At 62.8% G+C, this 18616-nt stretch carries 18 protein-coding genes and 2 pseudogenes; 9 read left to right on the top strand and 11 right to left on the bottom strand.

Annotation, left to right across the window (positions count from 1 at the left end):
• Positions 1-316: 316 nt before the first annotated feature.
• Together EJA05_RS15230 and EJA05_RS15225 are read right to left on the bottom strand one after the other, a co-directional pair.
• The gene (locus EJA05_RS15230) at positions 317-616 is read right to left on the bottom strand and encodes an AzlD family protein (RefSeq protein ID WP_125858880.1); all 300 of its coding nucleotides are present in this window, start codon (positions 614-616) and stop codon (positions 317-319) included.
• Positions 613-1326, bottom strand: coding sequence for an AzlC family ABC transporter permease (locus tag EJA05_RS15225; RefSeq protein WP_125858879.1), 714 nt, complete (start codon positions 1324-1326; stop codon positions 613-615). Before EJA05_RS15225 ends, EJA05_RS15230 begins: the two co-directional genes overlap by 4 nt.
• 118 nt (positions 1327-1444) lie before the next feature.
• Between EJA05_RS15225 and EJA05_RS15220 the strand changes: the two genes are divergently transcribed.
• The 4 genes from EJA05_RS15220 (at position 1445) to EJA05_RS15205 (ending at position 5953) form a co-directional block, all read left to right on the top strand.
• Complete coding sequence (locus tag EJA05_RS15220) at positions 1445-1909, top strand: Lrp/AsnC family transcriptional regulator (protein ID WP_125858878.1); 465 nt, start codon at positions 1445-1447, stop codon at positions 1907-1909.
• Positions 1910-2016: 107 nt separating this feature from the next.
• Complete coding sequence (locus EJA05_RS15215) at positions 2017-2526, top strand: sigma-70 family RNA polymerase sigma factor (RefSeq protein WP_125858877.1); 510 nt, start codon at positions 2017-2019, stop codon at positions 2524-2526.
• The gene (locus EJA05_RS15210) at positions 2526-3473 is read left to right on the top strand and encodes a FecR domain-containing protein (protein ID WP_125858876.1); all 948 of its coding nucleotides are present in this window, start codon (positions 2526-2528) and stop codon (positions 3471-3473) included. The genes EJA05_RS15215 and EJA05_RS15210 overlap by 1 nt, the downstream gene beginning before the upstream one ends.
• Positions 3474-3541: 68 nt before the next feature.
• On the top strand, positions 3542-5953 hold the full coding sequence (locus tag EJA05_RS15205; RefSeq protein ID WP_125858875.1) for a TonB-dependent receptor: 2412 nt from the start codon (positions 3542-3544) through the stop codon (positions 5951-5953).
• Positions 5954-6099: 146 nt separating this feature from the next.
• Here EJA05_RS15205 and dapA read toward each other — a convergent pair whose 3' ends face one another.
• Positions 6100-6966 carry a 4-hydroxy-tetrahydrodipicolinate synthase gene (gene dapA, locus EJA05_RS15200; protein WP_125858874.1) on the bottom strand — a complete coding sequence of 289 codons (867 nt, stop codon included), beginning with the start codon at positions 6964-6966 and terminating at the stop codon, positions 6100-6102.
• Between the two features lie 309 nt (positions 6967-7275).
• Positions 7276-7713 carry an acetyltransferase gene (locus EJA05_RS15195; RefSeq protein WP_125464328.1) on the bottom strand — a complete coding sequence of 146 codons (438 nt, stop codon included), beginning with the start codon at positions 7711-7713 and terminating at the stop codon, positions 7276-7278.
• A gap of 249 nt (positions 7714-7962) precedes the next feature.
• Between EJA05_RS15195 and EJA05_RS15190 the strand changes: the two genes are divergently transcribed.
• The 3 genes and pseudogenes from EJA05_RS15190 to EJA05_RS15185 all read left to right on the top strand — a co-directional run.
• Entirely contained in the window at positions 7963-9492 is a 1530-nt protein-coding gene (locus EJA05_RS15190; RefSeq protein WP_125858873.1) for an FAD-dependent oxidoreductase, read from the top strand.
• Between the two features lie 393 nt (positions 9493-9885).
• Positions 9886-10149, top strand: a pseudogene (locus EJA05_RS28250) (acyl carrier protein); the annotation flags it as partial.
• Positions 10132-10509: pseudogene (locus EJA05_RS15185) on the top strand (transporter); the annotation flags it as partial. The pseudogenes EJA05_RS28250 and EJA05_RS15185, both read left to right, overlap by 18 nt.
• Positions 10510-10597: 88 nt before the next feature.
• On the opposite strand, the gene EJA05_RS15180 reads toward EJA05_RS15185, so the two are convergent.
• Together EJA05_RS15180 and EJA05_RS15175 are read right to left on the bottom strand one after the other, a co-directional pair.
• Positions 10598-10981, bottom strand: a complete 384-nt coding sequence (locus tag EJA05_RS15180) for a MerR family transcriptional regulator (protein ID WP_003253954.1) — start codon at positions 10979-10981, stop codon at positions 10598-10600.
• 165 nt (positions 10982-11146) lie between these two features.
• Positions 11147-11725 carry an NAD(P)H-dependent oxidoreductase gene (locus EJA05_RS15175; protein WP_125858872.1) on the bottom strand — a complete coding sequence of 193 codons (579 nt, stop codon included), beginning with the start codon at positions 11723-11725 and terminating at the stop codon, positions 11147-11149.
• A gap of 235 nt (positions 11726-11960) precedes the next feature.
• Here EJA05_RS15175 and EJA05_RS28245 point away from each other — a divergent pair, with 235 nt between their 5' ends.
• Both EJA05_RS28245 and ku read left to right on the top strand, forming a co-directional pair.
• The gene (locus EJA05_RS28245; RefSeq protein ID WP_190305985.1) at positions 11961-12098 is read left to right on the top strand and encodes a PSPA7_2676 family Cys-rich small protein; all 138 of its coding nucleotides are present in this window, start codon (positions 11961-11963) and stop codon (positions 12096-12098) included.
• Between the two features lie 9 nt (positions 12099-12107).
• A complete protein-coding gene (gene ku / locus EJA05_RS15170; RefSeq protein WP_125858871.1) occupies positions 12108-12944 on the top strand; it encodes a non-homologous end joining protein Ku in 837 nt (278 codons plus the stop codon).
• A gap of 15 nt (positions 12945-12959) precedes the next feature.
• On the opposite strand, the gene EJA05_RS15165 is transcribed toward ku, so the two are convergent.
• From EJA05_RS15165 to ligD, 5 genes are read right to left on the bottom strand one after another with little or no spacing between them, the layout of a single operon-like run.
• Positions 12960-13622: a glycosyltransferase gene (locus EJA05_RS15165; protein ID WP_125858870.1), complete on the bottom strand. Its 663-nt coding sequence runs from the start codon at positions 13620-13622 to the stop codon at positions 12960-12962.
• Positions 13619-14218, bottom strand: a complete 600-nt coding sequence (locus EJA05_RS15160; RefSeq protein ID WP_125858869.1) for a class I SAM-dependent methyltransferase — start codon at positions 14216-14218, stop codon at positions 13619-13621. The genes EJA05_RS15165 and EJA05_RS15160 overlap by 4 nt, the downstream gene beginning before the upstream one ends.
• On the bottom strand, positions 14215-14985 hold the full coding sequence (locus EJA05_RS15155; RefSeq protein WP_125861326.1) for a PIG-L deacetylase family protein: 771 nt from the start codon (positions 14983-14985) through the stop codon (positions 14215-14217). Before EJA05_RS15155 ends, EJA05_RS15160 begins: the two co-directional genes overlap by 4 nt.
• On the bottom strand, positions 14982-16022 hold the full coding sequence (locus EJA05_RS15150) for an acyl-CoA dehydrogenase family protein (RefSeq protein WP_125858868.1): 1041 nt from the start codon (positions 16020-16022) through the stop codon (positions 14982-14984). The genes EJA05_RS15155 and EJA05_RS15150 overlap by 4 nt, the downstream gene beginning before the upstream one ends.
• 58 nt (positions 16023-16080) lie before the next feature.
• Positions 16081-18549: a DNA ligase D gene (gene ligD / locus EJA05_RS15145; RefSeq protein WP_125858867.1), complete on the bottom strand. Its 2469-nt coding sequence runs from the start codon at positions 18547-18549 to the stop codon at positions 16081-16083.
• Positions 18550-18616: the final 67 nt, after the last annotated feature.

Genomic DNA, 18616 nt, shown 5'->3' with positions numbered 1-18616 from the left:
AATGCAGGAGGGAAACCATACCGAGGCGGTATTCAGGAAGAAGTCAGAAGGTGTCTCGCATGCAGGAAGGAGCATTCCTGTTCGAGTGTGGAAAAACGGCTACACGCCCCTGGCGGGCATAAACACTCTGTAGTTAATGATTGTTTGAGGCTGTATTCATCGGCTTTCGGGAGCGCCCTCTGATCCTAGGGCATCACGCCCCAACTCCTGTCACATCCCCCAATATTTCAGCGCCCACAACACCCCCATCCCAACCCCCAGCGTCAACAGAGTACTGCGAGTGCGCCAGGCCACCACGCTCTTACCGCTGCCGGGATCAATGCAGCACCGCACGCAACGCACCGGTGACAACGATGGCGAACAGCACCACCGGCAGGATCGAGTAACGCGTGGCGGCCAACAGGGTCAGGGCCAGTGCGATCGAGTCGGCGGGGTCGCCGCTGACGAATTTGGGCGCGATCACCGCGATCAGCACACAGCCAGGTGCGGCGCTGAGCACTTGAGTGAATTGCGGCCCCATGACGCGATTGCGCAACAGCAAAAAGCCCAGTGCGCGTGTCAGGTAAGTGACCAGGGCCATGCCGAGGATCGTGGCCAGGGTAGTGATGTCGATCATGGCTTGGCCCACAGGTAGGCGCTGACCAGGCCTGCCACGGTGCCCGCGAGGACGTACCAGCCGCCGGGGATCAACAGGTGGAACAGCGCGGCGGTTACCAGGCTGAACAGCCAGGGCAGGGCGGCGTGCACGCCTTTCCACATGCCCTTGAGCAGTACCAGGAAAACGGCGGCGAAAGCCATGTCGAAGCCATAGCTGCGCAGGTCGCCCAGCAGCGGCCCGACCAGCGCCCCCAGGGTAGTGAAGGTTACCCAGGTGGCCCACAGGCACAGCGACACGCCCATGTAGTAGCGCAGGCTGAAGCCATTGCGCCGACGGGCATCGGCCAAGCCCATGGCCCAGCTCTCGTCACACATGAAAAACACGGCGCCAAGCGCTTGCTTCAGGGGCAGGTGGCGCAGGTAGGGCGCCAGGGTAGCGCCCATCAGCAGGTGGCGGCTGTTGACCAGCAGGGTCATGGCGACGATCACCAGTATCGCCGGGGGCGAGGTCCACAGTTCGATGGCGGCGAACTCCGAACCACCACCGAAGTTCAGGCCGGTCATCAACGCAACCTCACCAGCATTGAGCTGGTGTTGCGACGCCTGCGCACCGAGTACCAGGGCGAATGGGATGAAACCCAGCAGCATCGGCAGGGCGGCCACGGCGCCACGCCGCAGTTCGCTGTCGGGGGCGGTGGGATCGTTCAGGGTGGGTTCAAGGGTATTCATGGTCACCTCCAGTGGAGGAGAATTATTCCAATGTAAGGTTGAAATAGGCTTGCGTAATTGCAATACCTCGCTGAGGATTTGGCATCTGCTACCAACAACACTCGATTTGAGGTTTTCAATGCCAATCAAGCTTGATGCCATCGACCGCCGTATACTGCGTGCCCTGCAGCGGGACGGGCGCCTGCAGAACCAGGAGCTGGCCAAGCAAGTGGGGTTGTCCCCGTCGCCGTGCCTGCGAAGGGTACGGCTGCTGGAGGACGCGGGGGTAATCGAGCGCTACGTGGCGCTGGTGGACCCGGCCAAGGTGGCATTGGGCCTGACCCTGTTCGTGCGGGTGTGGCTCAAGCGCCAGGACCAGGAAACCACCGATACCTTCATCAACGCGGTGCGCCAGCTGCCCGAGGTGGTGGAGTGCCATGTGATGGCGGGCGACTGCGACCTGTTGCTACGGGTGGTGGCGGCGGACCTGGAAGCCTACCGGCGGTTCCAGGTGGCCCATCTGACCAGCCTGGATGTGGTGCAGAACGTCAAGACCGAAGTGCCCATGGAGAAGGTCAAGCTGACGACCGAGTTACCGGTTTAGTGCGCGGCAAAGCAATCCCTGCGAGATGTCCTCGGATATAAATCTGGAATGGGACGTTGTTATTAAATAGAATCAATCGCATTAACTGATGTGCAGAGCCTCACGACATGGTTGAAGCCGCTACGCCACCCGATCACCGCCTGAGTGCCCTGTACCGCGACCATCGCAGCTGGCTGGAGCACTGGTTGCGCCGCCGTGTCGGCAATAGCTGGGATGCCGCCGACCTGAGCCAGGACACCTTCCTGCGGGTACTGTCCAGCGCGCAGAAGCTCGAGGAACTGCGTGAGCCACGTGCCTACCTGCTGACCGTGGGCAAGCGCCTGTTGAGCAATTTCTACAGCCGCCGCAGCCTGGAACAGGCCTATCTGGAGGCGTTGGCGCAGCTGCCGGAAGCGTGTGTGCCGTCGCCAGAGCAGCGCTGGCTGCTGTTGGAAACGCTGCAGGCACTGGATGAGCTGCTGGACGGGTTGCCTCGTCTGGTACGCCGGGCATTCCTGTGGAGCCAGTTGCACGGCCTGGGCTATCGCGAGATCGCCGAGCGCCTGGAGGTGTCGGAGCGCACGGTAAAACGCTACATGGCGCAGGCCTACGAGCATTGCCTGCTGGTGGACCTGTGATGCGTGCGGCGTCCAGCGGCGAGGCAATCGAGGTGGCACGCGCGGCGGCTCGGTGGCTGGCGTTGCTGGAGTCAGGCACGGCCACTGAACAAGACCATGCCCGCCTTGAACACTGGCGCAACAGCAGCATCAGCCATGAAGCCACCTGGCAGAAGGCGCAGCTGCTGCGCCAGCGCTTTTCCGGGCTGCCGCCAACCTTGGCGATGGCCTCGCTGGATCGTCCGGACCTGGCGCGGCGCACCGCCATCAAGTGCGCATTGGGCATTACCGCACTGTTGCCAGCTACCTGGCTGATCGGGCGGCAGTTGCCGGTGCAGGTGTGGATGGCCGATGTGTACACCGCCATCGGCGAGCAGAAAAAACTGCAACTGGCCGACGGCAGCCTGCTGCAGTTGAATACCGACAGCGCGGTCAATGTCGACCTGGGCAAGCGTGAGCTGACCCTGGTGCGCGGCGAGATGGCGCTCAAGGTGGCTGGCAGCGCAGGGCTGACCCTGCACCTGCCTTACGGTCGGGTGATTGTCAGCCGCAGTGAAGTTTGTGTGCGGCTCAATGACAGTGACTGCCAGATCGCAGTGGCCAGCGGTGCGGTGCAACTGCAACCGTTGCACGGCCCTGCGCTGCTCTTGCGCGAAGGTGAGCAGGTCCGTTTGAAGGTTGGCGGCGCAGGCCAGGTCGGCAGCTTCGACGCTTCGCTGCCGGGGTGGCGAGAGGGCGTTCTGATCGCCCAGAACCAACCGCTGGGCGATTTCCTGCGCGAGCTGCGGCGCTTTCGCCCGGGGTTGTTGCGCTGGGACCCGGTGCTGGAAAACCTGCGGGTAATGGGTAGCTTCCGCCTCGACGACACCGACCGCGTGCTGTCGCTGTTGGCGGCGAGCCTGCCGCTGGAGGTGCATTCGCGCACGCGGTATTGGGTCACCCTGGTGCCGCGCAATAATCAGGTGTGAGGCATGTCCCTTTTTTTCACCTCACCGGTCATTCCAGGCAAGTGAACTGAAAACGAGAGCTTGCCCCAATGTCCGTAGTAATGCCTTGCCGTTCAGGCCGTCAGTCTTTGCAGCGTGTAGGCCTGGTGCTGAGCCTGAGCGCCACCACGCTTTTTACCCCTGTCAGTTGGGCCGATGACGCCGCTCGGCGCAGCTATGCAGTCGCGGCCGGTAGCCTGGGCAGCACGTTGACGCGTTTCGCCACGCAGTCGGGCGTCAACCTGTCGGTGAGCCCTGCCTTGGTGAATGGCCGCGACAGTGCCGGGCTGTCGGGCACCTACAGTGTCGAGGAAGGCTTTGCCCGCCTGCTGCAGGGCAGCGGTTTGCGCCTGCAGTCGGCAGGCGCCGACGCCTACATCCTGGCGCCGGAAAGCCAGGGCTCCAGCGCCCTGGAAATTGCGCCAACCACCATCAACAGCGGGCACCTGGGGGACGATGGCGAGCCGTATGCCGGTGGCCAGGTCGCTCGCCGTGGCGCGCTAGGCCTGCTCGGTTCGCGTGACTTCATGGAAGCGCCGTTCAGCATGACCACCTACACCAGCCAGACGGTGAAGAACCTGCAGGCGCGAACCCTGAATGACCTGGTTGCCAGCGACCCTTCGGTGCGCGCCACCAACCCGGCAGGCGGGCGCTTCGAGCAGTTCACCATCCGTGGCCTGAGCCTGTTCAACAGCGATGTGTCCTATAACGGGCTGTATGGCGTGTTGCCGACCTATTCCATCGACATGGAAATGGCCGACCGCGTCGATATCCTCAAAGGGCCGAGCCAGCTGATTAACGGCATCTCACCGCGTGGCAGCGTGGGTGGCGGTATCAACGTGGTGCCCAAGCGCGCGGGCGACAAGCCGCTGACCGAGTTCACCGGTAGCTATGCCTCCGACAGCCAGGTGGGCGGTGCCGTGGATGTTGGCCGGCGCTTTGGTGAGGGCGACCAGTTCGGCCTGCGTTTCAACGCGGTGAAGCAGGCCGGCGACACCAACTGGGATCACCAGAGCGTCAAGCGCGAAATGGCCGTGCTGGGCCTGGATTTTCGCGGTGAGCGGCTGCGCCTGTCCACCGACATCGGCCACACCCAGCGCGACACCGATGCCCCCCAGGAGCGGGTGCTGATCGGCGCAAACGCCAAGGTGCCAGACGCCAAGGATGTGCGCCGTAACTATGCCCAGGCCTGGAGCAAGGCACGCACCGAGGACACCTTCGGCGCGGTGAACGCCGAGTACGACCTGAGCGATTCGCTGATGGCCTATGCCGCGTTCGGTGCACGCGAGAGCAACCATGATTTTCTGCGCCACAACGTGCCGGTCAGCAACGACGCCGGCGACTTCAGCGTCTTGCCCCGGGACTTTACCCGCGACGAGTCGGTGCGCACGGCCATGGCCGGGCTGCGTAACTGGTTCACCACCGGCCCGGTCAGCCATGAGCTGAACCTGTCGGCGAGTTACTTCTACATGGACTTCACCAACGGCGGGGCGCGCTACGCGGCAGCGCCCAGCAATCTGTACAACCCGGTAGCCACCCCCACGCCCGGCAGGCCAACGCGCCAGGATGCCGAGGTGTACACCGAGAACCGTTTCACCGGCGTGGCGCTGGCCGATACCCTGGGCTTTTTCGACGACCGCCTGCTGCTGACCCTGGGTGCACGCTGGCAACGGGTCAAGGTCGACGACTGGAGCAACGACGTCAAAGGCGTCACCGCCTACGACGAGGAAAAAGTCTCGCCCTCGGGTGGCGTGGTGTTCAAGGTCAGTGAGCAGTTCTCGCTCTACGCCAGCTACATGGAGGGCTTGAGCCAGGGCAAGATCGCGCCATCGACCTCGATCAACTCCGACCAGATCTTCGCACCCTTCATCAGCCGCCAGGTCGAGGTGGGCGCCAAGTACGACCTGGGCACCTTCGGGCTGACCGCCAGCGCCTTTCGCATCAAGCAACCAGCCTACGAAACCAATGCCGCCACGCGGGTGTTCGGGCCTAACGGCAAGCGTGAGAACAAGGGTATCGAGTTGAATGTGTTCGGCGAGCCGCTCAAAGGCGTGCGCCTGCTCGGTGGGGTTATGTTCATCGACAGCGAGCTGACCGGCACCGTGGGCGGCATTGCCGACGGCAACCGCGCCCCGGCCACGCCCGAATACAACGTCAGCCTGGGTGCTGAATGGGATGTGCCGAAGGTGCCGGGGCTGACCCTGACCACGCGAGGCATTCATTCCAGCTCGCAGTACCTGGACCAGGCCAACAGCAAGAAGATCGATGGCTGGGAGCGCTTCGACCTGGGTGCGCGTTATGCCTTCAAGGTCTCGGACAAGGACGTCACCCTGCGTGCCAGTGTCGAGAACGTGTTGGATGACCAGTATTGGATTTCGGCGGGGGCGTCCGATGACAGTGAGCCGGGGTTGAGCTTGTCTACGCCACGGACGTATCTGGTTTCGGCCACTGTCGGGTTTTGATCGCAGGCGTTTGTTGGCATTGCAACCGAGCAGCCGCATACGCGTTGCGAATGCTCGGTTTACGCGACCAGTTGCGACCGTCTCCATCGCTCATGGTAATGCGGGTACCTGGAGGTGGCTCGGCGAAAGCCACCGTCCGAGTTCGCTTATAGCGTTATCGACGGCAGGACTGACCGGAGCCGTTCCATGGCCAGTGTGCTGCAGGGTTGCATGGGCTCACGAAGTTCATTGGCGATGAGCCCTTGAACAGAAAGTGCTGCCTTCACCATGGCGGGGTTCGGTTCCGCAAATGCCGATTGAATCCAGGGCAGAAGCCGATAGAAGACCGAGCGAGCTGCACCAACGTCGCCTTCGTCCATGTGGCGCACCAGTTGCACGTAGAGATCAGCATGGATGTGAGCTGATGCCGAGATGGCGCCGGCACCTCCCAGGGCGAGATTGGTGAATATCTGGATATCCTCTCCAGTTAACACTTGAACATGGCCGTCGTTGATCAGTGCCATCGTTGTTTCGATATCGCCACCGCAGTCTTTCACCGCGGCAATGTTCGAGTGACGCACGATCCGTCGGAGTGTCTCGCGCTCGATCCTCACACCTGTCCGATACGGAATGTCGTAGACCACTACGGGCACTGACGATGCATCAGCCACGGCCTGGAAGAAGGATTCGATGCCTTGTTGTGAAGGGCGGATGTAGTAGGGCGCGGGGACAAGCACGCCAGCGATGTCGCGGCGCTGGATTTTCTGCTGGAACGCCAGGACTTCCTGCAGGTTGTTGCCCGAGAGCCCCATGATCACTTGGCCTCGCTGGGCGACTTCAAGCACGGCATCCAGCGTCTCGAGCTGTTCATCCTTGCTCATCGCCGCAGCTTCACCCGTGGTACCGCATACCACCAGGCCTCTCACACCTTCATTGAGGAGCTTCTTGGCCAAGCCTTGAAGGGCGTCGAAATCGACCTGCCCCGAACGGAAAGGTGTGACCAGTGCAACCCAGATACCGCGCAAATTAGACATGCATTACTCCTCAGGCAGACCGATTAGTCGACGTCAGAGGAGGGGATGGGAATCAAGCGGGGAAGACCTGGCGCTATCTGTCCTGTCAGCTCATCTGACGGGACAGCGCCCCGGTCAAATGAGCGACTGTTTCTTGGATTTCTTGGCAACGGACACGCATGCGCATGCCTGGGCGTAGAGGCCCATGGCAGTCAGCATGTGGTCAGTGTTGGGAATCATGGTTGATCCGTTGCCAAGAGGTGCATCGGGATAGTGCGCAAGGCGACTGTGTTTAGTCAACAGGCATTTGGGGTCGATGGGATTATTGCGCTAGTGATGCAGGCTCATGTGCAGCAAAGGGAAGGGGCGCCCCTCGCCATCCAGCGGCGAACGACCTGTTTGCGCAAACCCGTAATGCAAATAGAACCCTACCGCTTCGGGGTTCTGCTCGTTCACGTCAACACTCAGCTGATTGCGCGAACTGCGGGCATGATCCAGCAGCGCGCGGCCAATACCTGTCCCGCGCAGATCGGGTTCGATGAAGAGCATCTCTACGTGGTTTTCATTGAGCCCGATAAAGCCCAGCGGATAGTCCTCGGCATTTACAGCGACCCATAATTCAACAGCGGGCAGGTAGACATCCCGAAGCTGAGGTAGCAATGCCTCGATATCGGACGCTTGCAGGAAGTGATGAGTGGCGCGGACAGAGCGTAGCCAGAGGTTGAGCAGTTGTGGATGGTCGGCATGGGTAGCCTGACGAATGATCATGGAATCAGCCTTAACACTTGATAGCGGAAATGAGGCGCGCTCGTCGACAGCGCCCGTATAAGTGTCGGCAACCTGTATGACCGCTTCGCGAGTCAACGCCTGGGCGGTGCACGGCAGAGGTAGCCGCAAAGGAGGGAGGAAGGACTCTACCGAGAGGTATTCGGAGTATCAATAGAAAATTGCGGATGGACTTTGGCTGCGCTCGGGAACATTCATGACGCAGTGGCCATTTATTTTCGAGGTGAGATCATGGCGGCGCAAACCGACGTTCTTATTGTTGGGGCCGGCCCGACCGGGCTGGTGCTTGCTCTTTGGCTCACCAGGCAAGGCGTCGGCGTAACGATCGTCGACAAGAACAGTGGGCCCGGCGAGGCTTCTCGTGCCATGGCTGTTCAAGCCCGCACGCTAGAGCTCTATCGCCAGCTCGATATAGCCGATGCAGTGATAGATGCCGGCTATAAAACACCTGCCATGAACATGTGGGCCCGAGGCAGCCACAGAGCGCGCATTCCCTTGGTCGATGCCGGCAGAGCGGTTTCTGCATACCCCTTCGTGTTGATCTATCCCCAGGATCGCCATGAGCGCCTGCTGGTGCAGCAACTCCATGCCCTCGGCGTGGACGTGCACTGGCAGACCGAACTGCTGCGCTTCGAAGAGGGTGAAAGCCACGTCACGGCCATGCTGAAACAGGCCGATGGGCAGGAAGTGGTCCTGACCGCGGCTTACCTGGCGGGCTGCGACGGCGCTCGGTCGCTCGTTCGACATCAGATCGGCAGCGCTTTCGAGGGCGGCACTTATAAGCAGCTTTTCTATGTCGCGGATGTCAGGGTAACGGGCATCGAGCCTGCGGGTGAGGCGCACATCGCTTTTGACCAGTCCGACTTTGTGCTGCTCCTGTGCTATGGCGAAAAGGACCAATACCGCCTGATTGGCACCGTGCGAGACGAGCGTGCCGAGCATCCCGAGCAACTGACGTTCGCGGACGTTGGCCACGATGCCATCAACGGCTTGAACCTCAAGATCAGCGAAGTGAACTGGTTTTCCAGCTACCGCGTTCATCATCGTGTCACGGACCATTTCCGCCGGGGCAGAGCGTTTCTGCTCGGCGATGCCGCGCATGTCCACAGCCCGGCAGGCGGGCAGGGCATGAACACCGGCATTCTGGACGCGATCAACCTGGCGTGGAAGTTGTCTGCGGTGGTCAAAGGCAAGGCGCCCGAGACCTTGCTCGACAGCTACCAGATCGAACGCCAGGCATTTGCCCGCACGCTGGTAGAGACCACTGACAAGCTGTTCACCTTCGTTACCGCCCAGGGCGGGTTGGCTGACTTTGTGCGCACGCGCATCGCACCGATCTTCGCCAGCGTTGCGTACAAGCGTGCGAGCGTGCGTGAGTACCTGTTCCGCGTGGTTTCGCAAACCACCCTTGATTACCGCGACAGCCCGCTGAGCCAAGGCAAGGCAGGCGAGGTCCAGGGGGGTGATCGCCTGCCTTGGCTGCCTGGGGGCACGGCGGACAACTACGATTCGTTGGCAGCCATCGAGTGGCAAGTGCATGTTTACGGTGAGGCCAAGGCAGACCTGGCCCAATGGTGCGCGCAGCACGGCATTGCATTGCATGTTTTCCCTTGGGGGCCGGCGTACGAGAAAGCCGGCGTTGCCAGAAATGCTGCTTATCTGTTGCGGCCTGACACCTATGTCGCGCTGGCTGATCCTGAGGCGGATGCGTCCACATTGAACCGATATTTCGAGGCGCGCGGTGTTGTGCTGCCCGCTTGAGCAATGAGTTGCATTGCGGACGATCAGGCGATCGGCGAATCGGTACGGGTCAGCATATGGCGTTGCCCAGTGGTAGTGCTGGATCTCTTCTCACGCCAAGTAAGTGTTAGCGCTCTCGATGTGCACTTTTTTCGGGCGCCCAATCTGGAACTACCGTGCTGTTTCAAGCCATTGATTTTGTCAATTTACACTTCCTGTGCAAACACCATTGAAGTGCTTAAACCAAGGGTTTAAGGGCTCGTCGGGATTTCTCTTAAAAGCAATGATGGCAAGTTGACTCTCCCCTTAAGGGGAGACTTTAGACTCCCGGCCCTCGACAGATCTGGCCTGAAAACAGCTTTTCTGGCCCGATGACTTCATTCATTCAATGCGGCTTTTGTAGGGAAACAGTCAATGAACAATCCATTGGAATTGGACAGCGTTATCAACAGTACACGGGAGATCCTTGCGCAGTTGTTGGTGATGGAAATGGGCGACGTGGCAGAGCACAGCAGTATCGTTGACGACCTCAGCGCCGACTCGCTGGACATCGTCGACCTGAGCTTCCAACTGGGCCGTCAGTACGGTTGCACCTTGCCGAAAACCAGCGTGCTGGATCACGCAGTAGCGGTGTTCGGCGACGCCACCCGGTTTGTCGAAAATTCACTTATCGAACAACACATCATGATGTTCGAGAACGGTGGTGGCACCGACTTGCAGAACGTGCTCAATGCCGATTAATCGAAGGCGGTGACGTTGTTCACCATGACGTCCTCCGTGGCGGGCGATTACCAGGCGATGCTCGACAAACTGGACGCCTGGCTGCTCATCAACAAACCGGCCAACCTGCAAGTCACCCATGCCGGCACGCCGTACATCTGGACCGGAGTGTTGCAGGAAATCACCCAGGGTCAGGTGTTGAGCTTCTCGCTGGCGTTGCTGGCGGTGACCTTGATGATGATGTTCTGGCTCAAGTCAGTCCGCCTGGGCATCCTCGGCATGCTGACGTTGCTGACCACGTCGGTGACGGTGTACGGCTGAGGGCGTGCCAGGCTAAATCGCCGGGGCGCCTGCGTGCTGCAAAGGGCACGGGGCGCCATGGCCGTTCAGGGGCGGCGGTGCGGATTCAGCGGGCTTTTTCCAGGTGCTCGAACTGGCATTGCATCTGCGCATCCTTGAGGCTCAGCTCAAACTCGACCAGGCCGTCATGCACTTGCTGCAAGGCCTGGATCTGCCCCATCAATTCCTGCTTTTTGTTATCGATGGCCTGCATGGCCAGATCCCAGGGCAGCTCCTGGCCGCGATGATCCTGCAGAATGGCCTGCATTTCCTTGAGTTTGAAACCGAGTTGCTGGGCGCATTTGATGAAGGTCAGCAGCTCGACGCTTTGCTGGCTGTAGATGCGGTATTTGCCTTCGCGTTGCGGGGGCGGCAACAGGCCGATTTCTTCGTAATGTCGAATGCTTTTGACGGTGGTGCCCGACAGCTGGGCGGCTTTGCCGATGTACATGAAAGTCCCTTTTTTGACGCATCAGAAGCGAAAAGATGTCGTGCGCTCGTACAGGCGCGCGACATCTTTGCACAAGCGTCAGGGGGCGGGAAGCGTGGTTGGACAAGGTGTCACAGGAGGGAGACTTGGCTGGGCAGCGCAGGGGCACGGCCCAACCGGGGGCGATCAGCGGCTGGCGACCGCCTGGACTTGCTTGAGCCAGGCTTCGCGCTGTTCCGGCTTGGAGCCCAGTACCGGACCGAAGGTCAAGGTTTTCAGCGGTTTTATGCCGCAGAACTCCAGGGTGGTCTTGCGCATTTGGTGCAGGCCCGGCATGCGATACACCCAGCGGTAGTACCACGGCGGCGTGTCCATGGTCACCAGAAGGTGAGCCGTGCGGCCCTTGAGCAGCTTGTCCGGGAAGGGCGAGCCCTTGCGGTACTTGAAGGCAAAACCGGGCAGAAACACGCGGTCGAAGAACCCCTTGAGCAACGCCGGAATGCCGCCCCACCAGATCGGGTACACCAATGTCAGGTGTTCGGCCCAGGTAATGTCGTTTTGTGCGTCGATCAAATCGGGCTCAAGCAACTGGATCTGGTTATAGCCATCGTGCAAGACCGGATCGAACTCCAGGGTGTCCAGGCGCAGCAGACGTACCTCATGGCCTGCTTGCGTGGCGGCCTCGACATAACGTTCGGTCACCGCTCCGCAAAAGCTGTCGTTCGAAGGGTGGCCGAGGATTACGAGCATGCGTTTGCTCTTCATGACGAACTCCAGACAATGAAGTGCCAAGGGTAAAGTCTGCCCCTAACGGTAGAGTCAAGCCTTGCCGGTTACCGGTGGAACTGCTGGTCACCCAAGAGTCGAGTTAGATCACCGGCGAAGTGTTCGGCGTGACCGGTGGCAACTCGTTGCCCTGAGTAATCCGGATAAACCTTCGCGGCGCCGTGCAGTCAGTTTCAATAAGGGCCTGGACGTCCCAGGGCCAGGGAGGTGGCTGATGAAACTTGTCTGCCTGCTGCGTGGCTGCCAGTGGCGCAGCCTGCTGGCGTGTGAAGTCGCCGGGCTTCACTGCCAGTGTTGCGATCGCTGTGGCGCGTTGCGCTACAGCCAGACCGGTCAACCCTTCGATACGTAGGAGCCGACCATGGCCCGGGCAATTTGGAAAGGCGCGATCAGCTTTGGCCTCGTGCACATCCCCGTCTCGCTCAACACCGCCGTGCGCAGCGAGCGTGTGGATTTCGACTGGCTGGACAAGCGCAGCATGGAGCCGGTCGGCTACAAGCGGGTGAACAAGATCACCGGCAAGGACATCGACAAAGACAACATCGTCAAGGGCGTGGAGTACGAAAAGGGCCGCTACGTGGTGATCAGCGAGGAGGAAATTCGCAAGGCCAGGCCCGAGGCGACCCAGACCATCGATATCTTTTCGTTCGTCGACGCCAGCGACATCCCGCTGCAGCAGTTCGACACGCCTTACTACCTGAGCCCCGACCGCCGTGGCGGCAAGGTCTATGCCTTGCTGCGCGAGACCCTGCACAGCACCGGCAAGGTGGCCCTGGCCACCGTGGTGCTGCACACCCGCCAGCACCTGGCGCTGCTGCGCCCGCTGGAAGATGCACTGGTGTTGATCACCCTGCGCTGGCCCGAGGAGGTGCGTGGGCTCCAGACGCTGGAGCTGGACAACAGCGTGACCCAAAGCAAGGTCGACAAGCGTGAGCTGGACATGGCCCGGCGCCTGGTGGAAGACATGAGCGGAGCCTGGACGCCTGACGAATACCATGATGCGTTTCGCCAGACCATCCTCGACCTGGTGGAGGAGAAGGCCAGCAAGGGCAAGATCGCGACCGTGGACAAAGGCGAGGGCACGACGGCCGAGAAGGGGGCGGACATCATCGACCTCACCGAGCTGCTCAAGCGCAGCCTCGGCGGCAAGACCAAGGCGAAGAAACCGGCGGCCAAGCGACCGCGCAAAGCGTCATAGCCAATTGCACAATCGCTACGGTAGCTGGCCTTCCAGTCCCCTCAGGTAATCACCGAAGCCCTGGCGTGCGCGGCTGTCCCGCCGGCTGCTGGTGGCCACGCTATGCGCCGCTGTCCAGACGATCTGCGCACCGCTGGCCTCGAGGGCCAGCACCAGCTGCACATCCTCGTGGGCCGGCAAGGGCTGGAAACCGCCGACGCGTTCATAGGCCTTGGCGCATACCCCCAGGTTGGCGCCGTGGATATGCCGGTGCCCATCCCGGGCCTGGTAACGGCTGAGGTAGAGCTGGCGCAAAGCGGTATTCTGCCAGGGCTGCCAGCGCTCGATATGCACCGTGCCGCATACCGCATCCGCATGCCATTGCAGCTGTGACACCAGCCAGTGCCCTGGCACACGGCTGTCGGCATCGGTGAAGGCCAGCCACTGGGCGCCGCGCTCGATCATCCATGCCGCGCCCAGGCGCCGGGCGATGCCGACGTTGCCGGCCTCCAACGCCAGGGTATGCACCCCATGGTGACGGGCGATGCGCGCACTGGCGTCGACGCAGCGATCGAGCACTACCAGCACCTCCACCTCCAGGCCCGCCGCCTCGGCCTGCACCACCGCCCGTTTGACGGCGGCCAGGCAGTGCCCAAGGCGACGGGCTTCGTTGTGGGCAGGAATGATGACGGCGATCATGGGCAGGTCTCGTCGAGGCTCACGACGCTGGGCTGACACGACCAGTATTCGAGCAGGAAGTCAGCCTCCTCGTGGCGCAGCAGCGGGTAAAGCGGCAGGTGCCTGGCCAGCAGGGCATGCACCTCGCGGCCATCCTGCGGGCAGCCGGCGATGGGATGACGCCAGTGACAGGCCAGCAGACCGCCGTCATGGGCCAGGCTGGCCACCGATTGTTCGATCACCTGCAGCCAGTCGGTGGGGCCAAGGTAGTAGCCGATCTCGCTGAGCACGATCAGGTCGAACTGACCACCCGGCCAGTCGCCTGGCAGGTGACCCTGTTCGACGCGGGCGTGGCCTACGCCCGCAAGACGCTGGCGGGCCAAGGCCACGGCCGTTGCGTCGAGGTCCTGGCACAGCAGGTCGGCACAGCGCTCGGCCAGCAGGACGCTCAGCTCGCCGTTGGCGCAGGCCGGCTCGAATACGCGTTCATAGCATTGCCGCGGCAGGCAGGCCAAGGCCAGGTCGCGCTTGCGGCGTTCGTACCAGCGGGTACGAAAGGCCCACGGGTCATCGCTGTCGGCATACAAGTCAGCGAAGTACTGTGCGTCGAGGCTCATGGCGACTCCATTGACAGGAAGACCAGTTCGAAGGGTTGCAGCAGGCAGGCTTGCAGCTGCTCGGGCACTACCGGCGGATGATCGCCATCGGGTTGCAACTGGCTGGCATGGGCGGCCAAGGCCTCGCGTTTGCGCGCCAGGCGCGCTTCGTCGAGCTGCAGGCGGTGTGCTTGGGGCCAGGGCAGGCGCGGATCGTCGGGTGCGGCCCAATGCCAGGCCCACACCGGTACCTCGGCCAGTTGCACACGGCGCGCTTGGGCCGCCCGGACACAGGCACGTCCTGCCGCCTCATGATCGCAGTGCCCGTCGCCGCGCCAGGTGGTCAGCAGCAGGTCGTCGGGCTGGAGCAATTGCGCCAGGTGGGTGACCAGGAAGGCTTCATCATGGGGCAGGGCGCCATCTTTGAGGTTGAGCCGTCGCCAATCGAGGCGGTTGAGGTCCAGGCCCAGCAGCTGCAAGGCATGCCGGCTTTCCAGCGGACGCTGATGACGCAGGCGACGCTCGGTCCACTGCGAGGAATGCGGATGGCTGCCCTCGCCATTGCTGGCAGAAATCAGCAGCACGTCCTGTTCACGGCCTTGGAAGCTGGCCAACAGGCCGCCGGCCATGAGGATCTCGTCGTCCGGATGCGGCGCCAGCAGCACCAGCCTTCTGCCGGGCGGGCATAGCCGGTCGGGCTTCAGCCAGGTTGCGCGGGCGAGCTGAGTGGACTGCTGCCAGGCGCTCCATGGCGTGCCGGTGGCGGTCTGTATCAGGTTCTGGCTCATAGTTGCCATACGCTTGCCGGCGAGCCGGTCAGTTGCTGGCCCAGCTCGGCCAGGTCGCGCTCTGCGTGGCTTTGGCGCAGGTATACCGGCAGGTCGGCACTGAGCCGGGCGAAATGGCTGCTGCGACAGAACGGTGTGGCGCCGAGCGCACGGCCGACATGCCGGATGACCTGCTCGACCGCTTGCTCGACCTGGGCGCGGGTGCGGCGCACTTGCAAGCTGGCGTCGTCCCGAGGGTGCTGGTCGATCCAGGCGGCGCATTCGCGCAGGGCGGCGCGGGCCCCGAACAACGCAGCATCGACCGCGCCCAGGTGGGCATCGGCGTGTGGGTCGGGCCGGGGCTTGCGACAGTGTTCGCGCAGGTATTGCGCCAGGGCTTGCGCTGCGCCATACCAACAGGCGGCGATGCCCGCGCCGCCCTGCCAGAATCCCGGGCGGGCCAGGTATTGGCCGGGCGTGCCGATGGCCAGCCCCGGCGAATTGTCGAACTCGAGGGTGACACTGGTGGTGCTGGCCATGCCAACGGCCTGCCAGTTATCGACCTCGATACGCTGGCTGGGATGGGACAGTTCGATGGCCACCAACTGCGGCTGGTCGCCTTCCCAGGCGGTCACGAGCGCGCGGTCGATCTGCAACGCCCCCGAACACCAGGCTTTGCGGCCTCGCAGGCGAACCCGCTCGCCGTCCTGGGCGACGATGTGGGTGCGGGCATCCGGTGGCTCCGCAGCCCACACGCCCCAGATCCCTTTGCCGGCATGATGAGCGGCACCGCACTCGGCGAGAATCGCCAAGGCGTCGGTATGGCCCTCATAAAGCTTGGCCAGGCTGAGATCGCAACCGGCGACCCGTGCCAGAGCCCGCCAGCGGTCGAGAGTCCGCCCTTGGCCCGGCAGGGGGAGCAGGTCGAGGTGATCGGCTTGCAGCGCATGCAGTAGCTCCAGCAGCAGGGTATCGAGGTCAGTGGCCCGCGGTCGCCCACTGAAACGGCGCAACAGGTGATCGAGGTTGCTCAGGTCGAAGTCCTGGATGTTGCTCATGGGCTCGGCGCTCCTTGGGTGTTCTTCTTCCCGTCACGCAGGTTCGGCCATCGTTCCATCAGTCGATCCCCAGTTGCTTGCGCATACGTACGGTAATCGACTGACGAGTCCTGGCCATTTCGGCCCACGGATCGTCCACCTCGGCAAGCCGTGCCTGCAGGTTGCCGATGTGCCATTGGTTGGCGCCCTTGAGCTGGCTCAGCTCTTCGCGCCAGATCGGCACCGATACCGGCAGGCCCTCGCGGGCCCGCAGCGAGTAGGCGGCGACGGTGGTGGCACCCTTGCCGTTGCGCAGGTAGTCGATGAATATCCGTCCGATCCGGTTCTTCGGGCCGGACACCGCGCTGAGGCGATCGGGGAACAGCCCGGCCATGTGTTCGACCAGGGCATGGCTGAAGTCCTTCACCTCGTCCCACCCCGCGCGCCGGGTCAGTGGCACGACGAGGTGCATGCCCTTGCCGCCGCTGGTCTTGAGAAAGACCTTAAGGCCCAGCTCATCGAGCAGGGTAAGGGTCAGCTGGGTGGCCTCCAGCATGGCTTTCCAGGGCAGCGCGGGATCAGGGTCCAGGTCGAGGACGAAGCGGTCGGGCTTGTCGAAGTCCTTGGTGGTGGCATTCCAGGTGTGCAGTTCCAGCGTGTTCATCTGCACCGCGCCCAACAGGCTGTCGGCGCGGTTGAGCACCATGGCCGTCTGGCCGGCCTGGGCCTTGCTGTAGCTGAGCACGTGGGGGATATGCAGCTGGCCGGGGTTTTTCTGGAAGAACAGCTCGCCGGCCAGGCCATCCGGTGCCCGAACCAGGGCTACAGGCCGATCCTTCAGCTGTGGCAGCAGCCAGTCGGCGACCTGGGCGTAGTACTGTGCGACCTGGCGCTTGGTGGCGCCGGTGGTTGCGTCGACCACGCGGTCGGAGTGGGTCAGGCGCAGGGTACCCAGAGCCTCGGGTTTAGTTTGTGCTGCGCGCTTGGCGGGCATGGCCTGCTCCAGGTCGATGGCGGTGGCGGGTTTGTCGTCGCGCAGGCCGTGGAACACCGCGTGACGCACGATGCCTTCGCGGGTCATCTGGGCATAGGCGACTTCGGCCAGCAGCTGTGGCTTGAGCCAATGCACGGCGCGGGTTTCGGCGCCAGTGGGAGGGTTGGGCAGGGGTGGTTTGGCGGTCTGCAGCGGTTTCAGCCGGGCGAGGATGCTGTCCAGGGTGGCGGCGCTGAAGCCGGTGCCGACCTTGCCGGCGTAGCGCAACTGGCCGCTGTCGTGATCGTGCAGGGCCAGCAGCAGGGCGCCGAAGCCGTGGCGGCTGCCCTTGGGGTCGGTGTAGCCGACGATCACGAACTCCTGGCGCTGCTTGCACTTGAGTTTGATCCAGTCACTGCTGCGCCGACACCCATAAGGGCTGTCGGCACGCTTGCCAATCAGCCCCTCGAGTTCCAGCCGGCAAGCGCTGTCGAGCAGCGAGTCGACAGATTCCTTGAAATCGGCGGAATACCTCAGCAGCGGCGAAGCATTGCCTTCCAGCAGCTTGGCCAGGGTGGCGCGTCGCGCCTGTAGCGGTAAGTCGCGCAGGTCTTCGCTTCCCAGCCAGGGCAAGTCGAACAGGTAATAGGTGATGCGTTCGTCGTGCTCGGTGTCGAATGCGTTCTGCAGGGCCTGGAAGTCGGCCGCACCGTTGTCGCCGACCACTACCATCTCGCCGTCCAGCCATGCTGCGTCGAGCCCCAGGGCGCGGAGTGCCTCGATCTGACGGGGCATCTTGGTGCTCCAGTCGTGGCCATTGCGGGTGAACAGGCGTACGTCGTCACCGTCGATGCGCGCCAGAATCCGGTAGCCATCGAACTTGACTTCATAGTGCCAGTCGCCGCTGGGTGGGGAATCGACCAAGGTAGCCAGTTGCGGCTGCAGCACGTTCGGCAGGGCTTTGCGGCCGGCCTTGGGCTTGCGTGTAGAGGTGCTCGCCTTGGCGGGGCGCCGCGGCGGCAGGGTGCGCTCGCTCAGTACGCTGTCTGGCATGGCTTCGACGATGCTGTAGTCGGTTTCGCTGCGCGCCTGCCCGTCATGGGACTTGACCAGCATCCACTGTTCTTTCTTGCCGGCCAGGTGGGCGCGGAACAGATTCCACACCCCCGACAGCTTCTCGCCCTGCAGGCGAAAGCGCAGCTTGCCCTTGGCATAGGCTTCGCGCGGGTCGCCTTCGGGTTGCCAGACACCTCGGTCCCAGACAATCACGTCGCCCGCGCCGTAGTGCCCTTCGGGGATGCGTCCTTCGAAATCGGCGTAGTCCAGCGGGTGATCCTCCACATGCACCGCCAAGCGCCGGACCTTGGGGTCGAGGGAGGGCCCCTTGGGGATCGCCCAGCTCTTGAGGGTGCCGTCGAGCTCCAGGCGGAAGTCGTAGTGCAGGTGGCTGGCGTCGTGCTTCTGGATGCAGTACTGCAGCGCATGGGCCGGGCGGGGGCGGGCGCGTTGGCCCGCTGGCTCGGGTGTGGCGTCGAAGTCGCGCTTGCGCTGGTACTCCTGCAGGGGCTTGGCCATGACGTGCTCCGGGACGGTTCGCGGGTCTCAAGATTGGGAGATGGCGGCGCGGTGCGGAGTTCAAAAA

The organism is Pseudomonas oryziphila (assembly GCF_003940825.1).
Classification (GTDB): domain Bacteria; phylum Pseudomonadota; class Gammaproteobacteria; order Pseudomonadales; family Pseudomonadaceae; genus Aquipseudomonas; species Aquipseudomonas sichuanensis.
The sequence above is the reverse complement of the archived record's forward strand: the minus strand, read 5'-3'. Positions and strand labels throughout refer to the sequence as shown.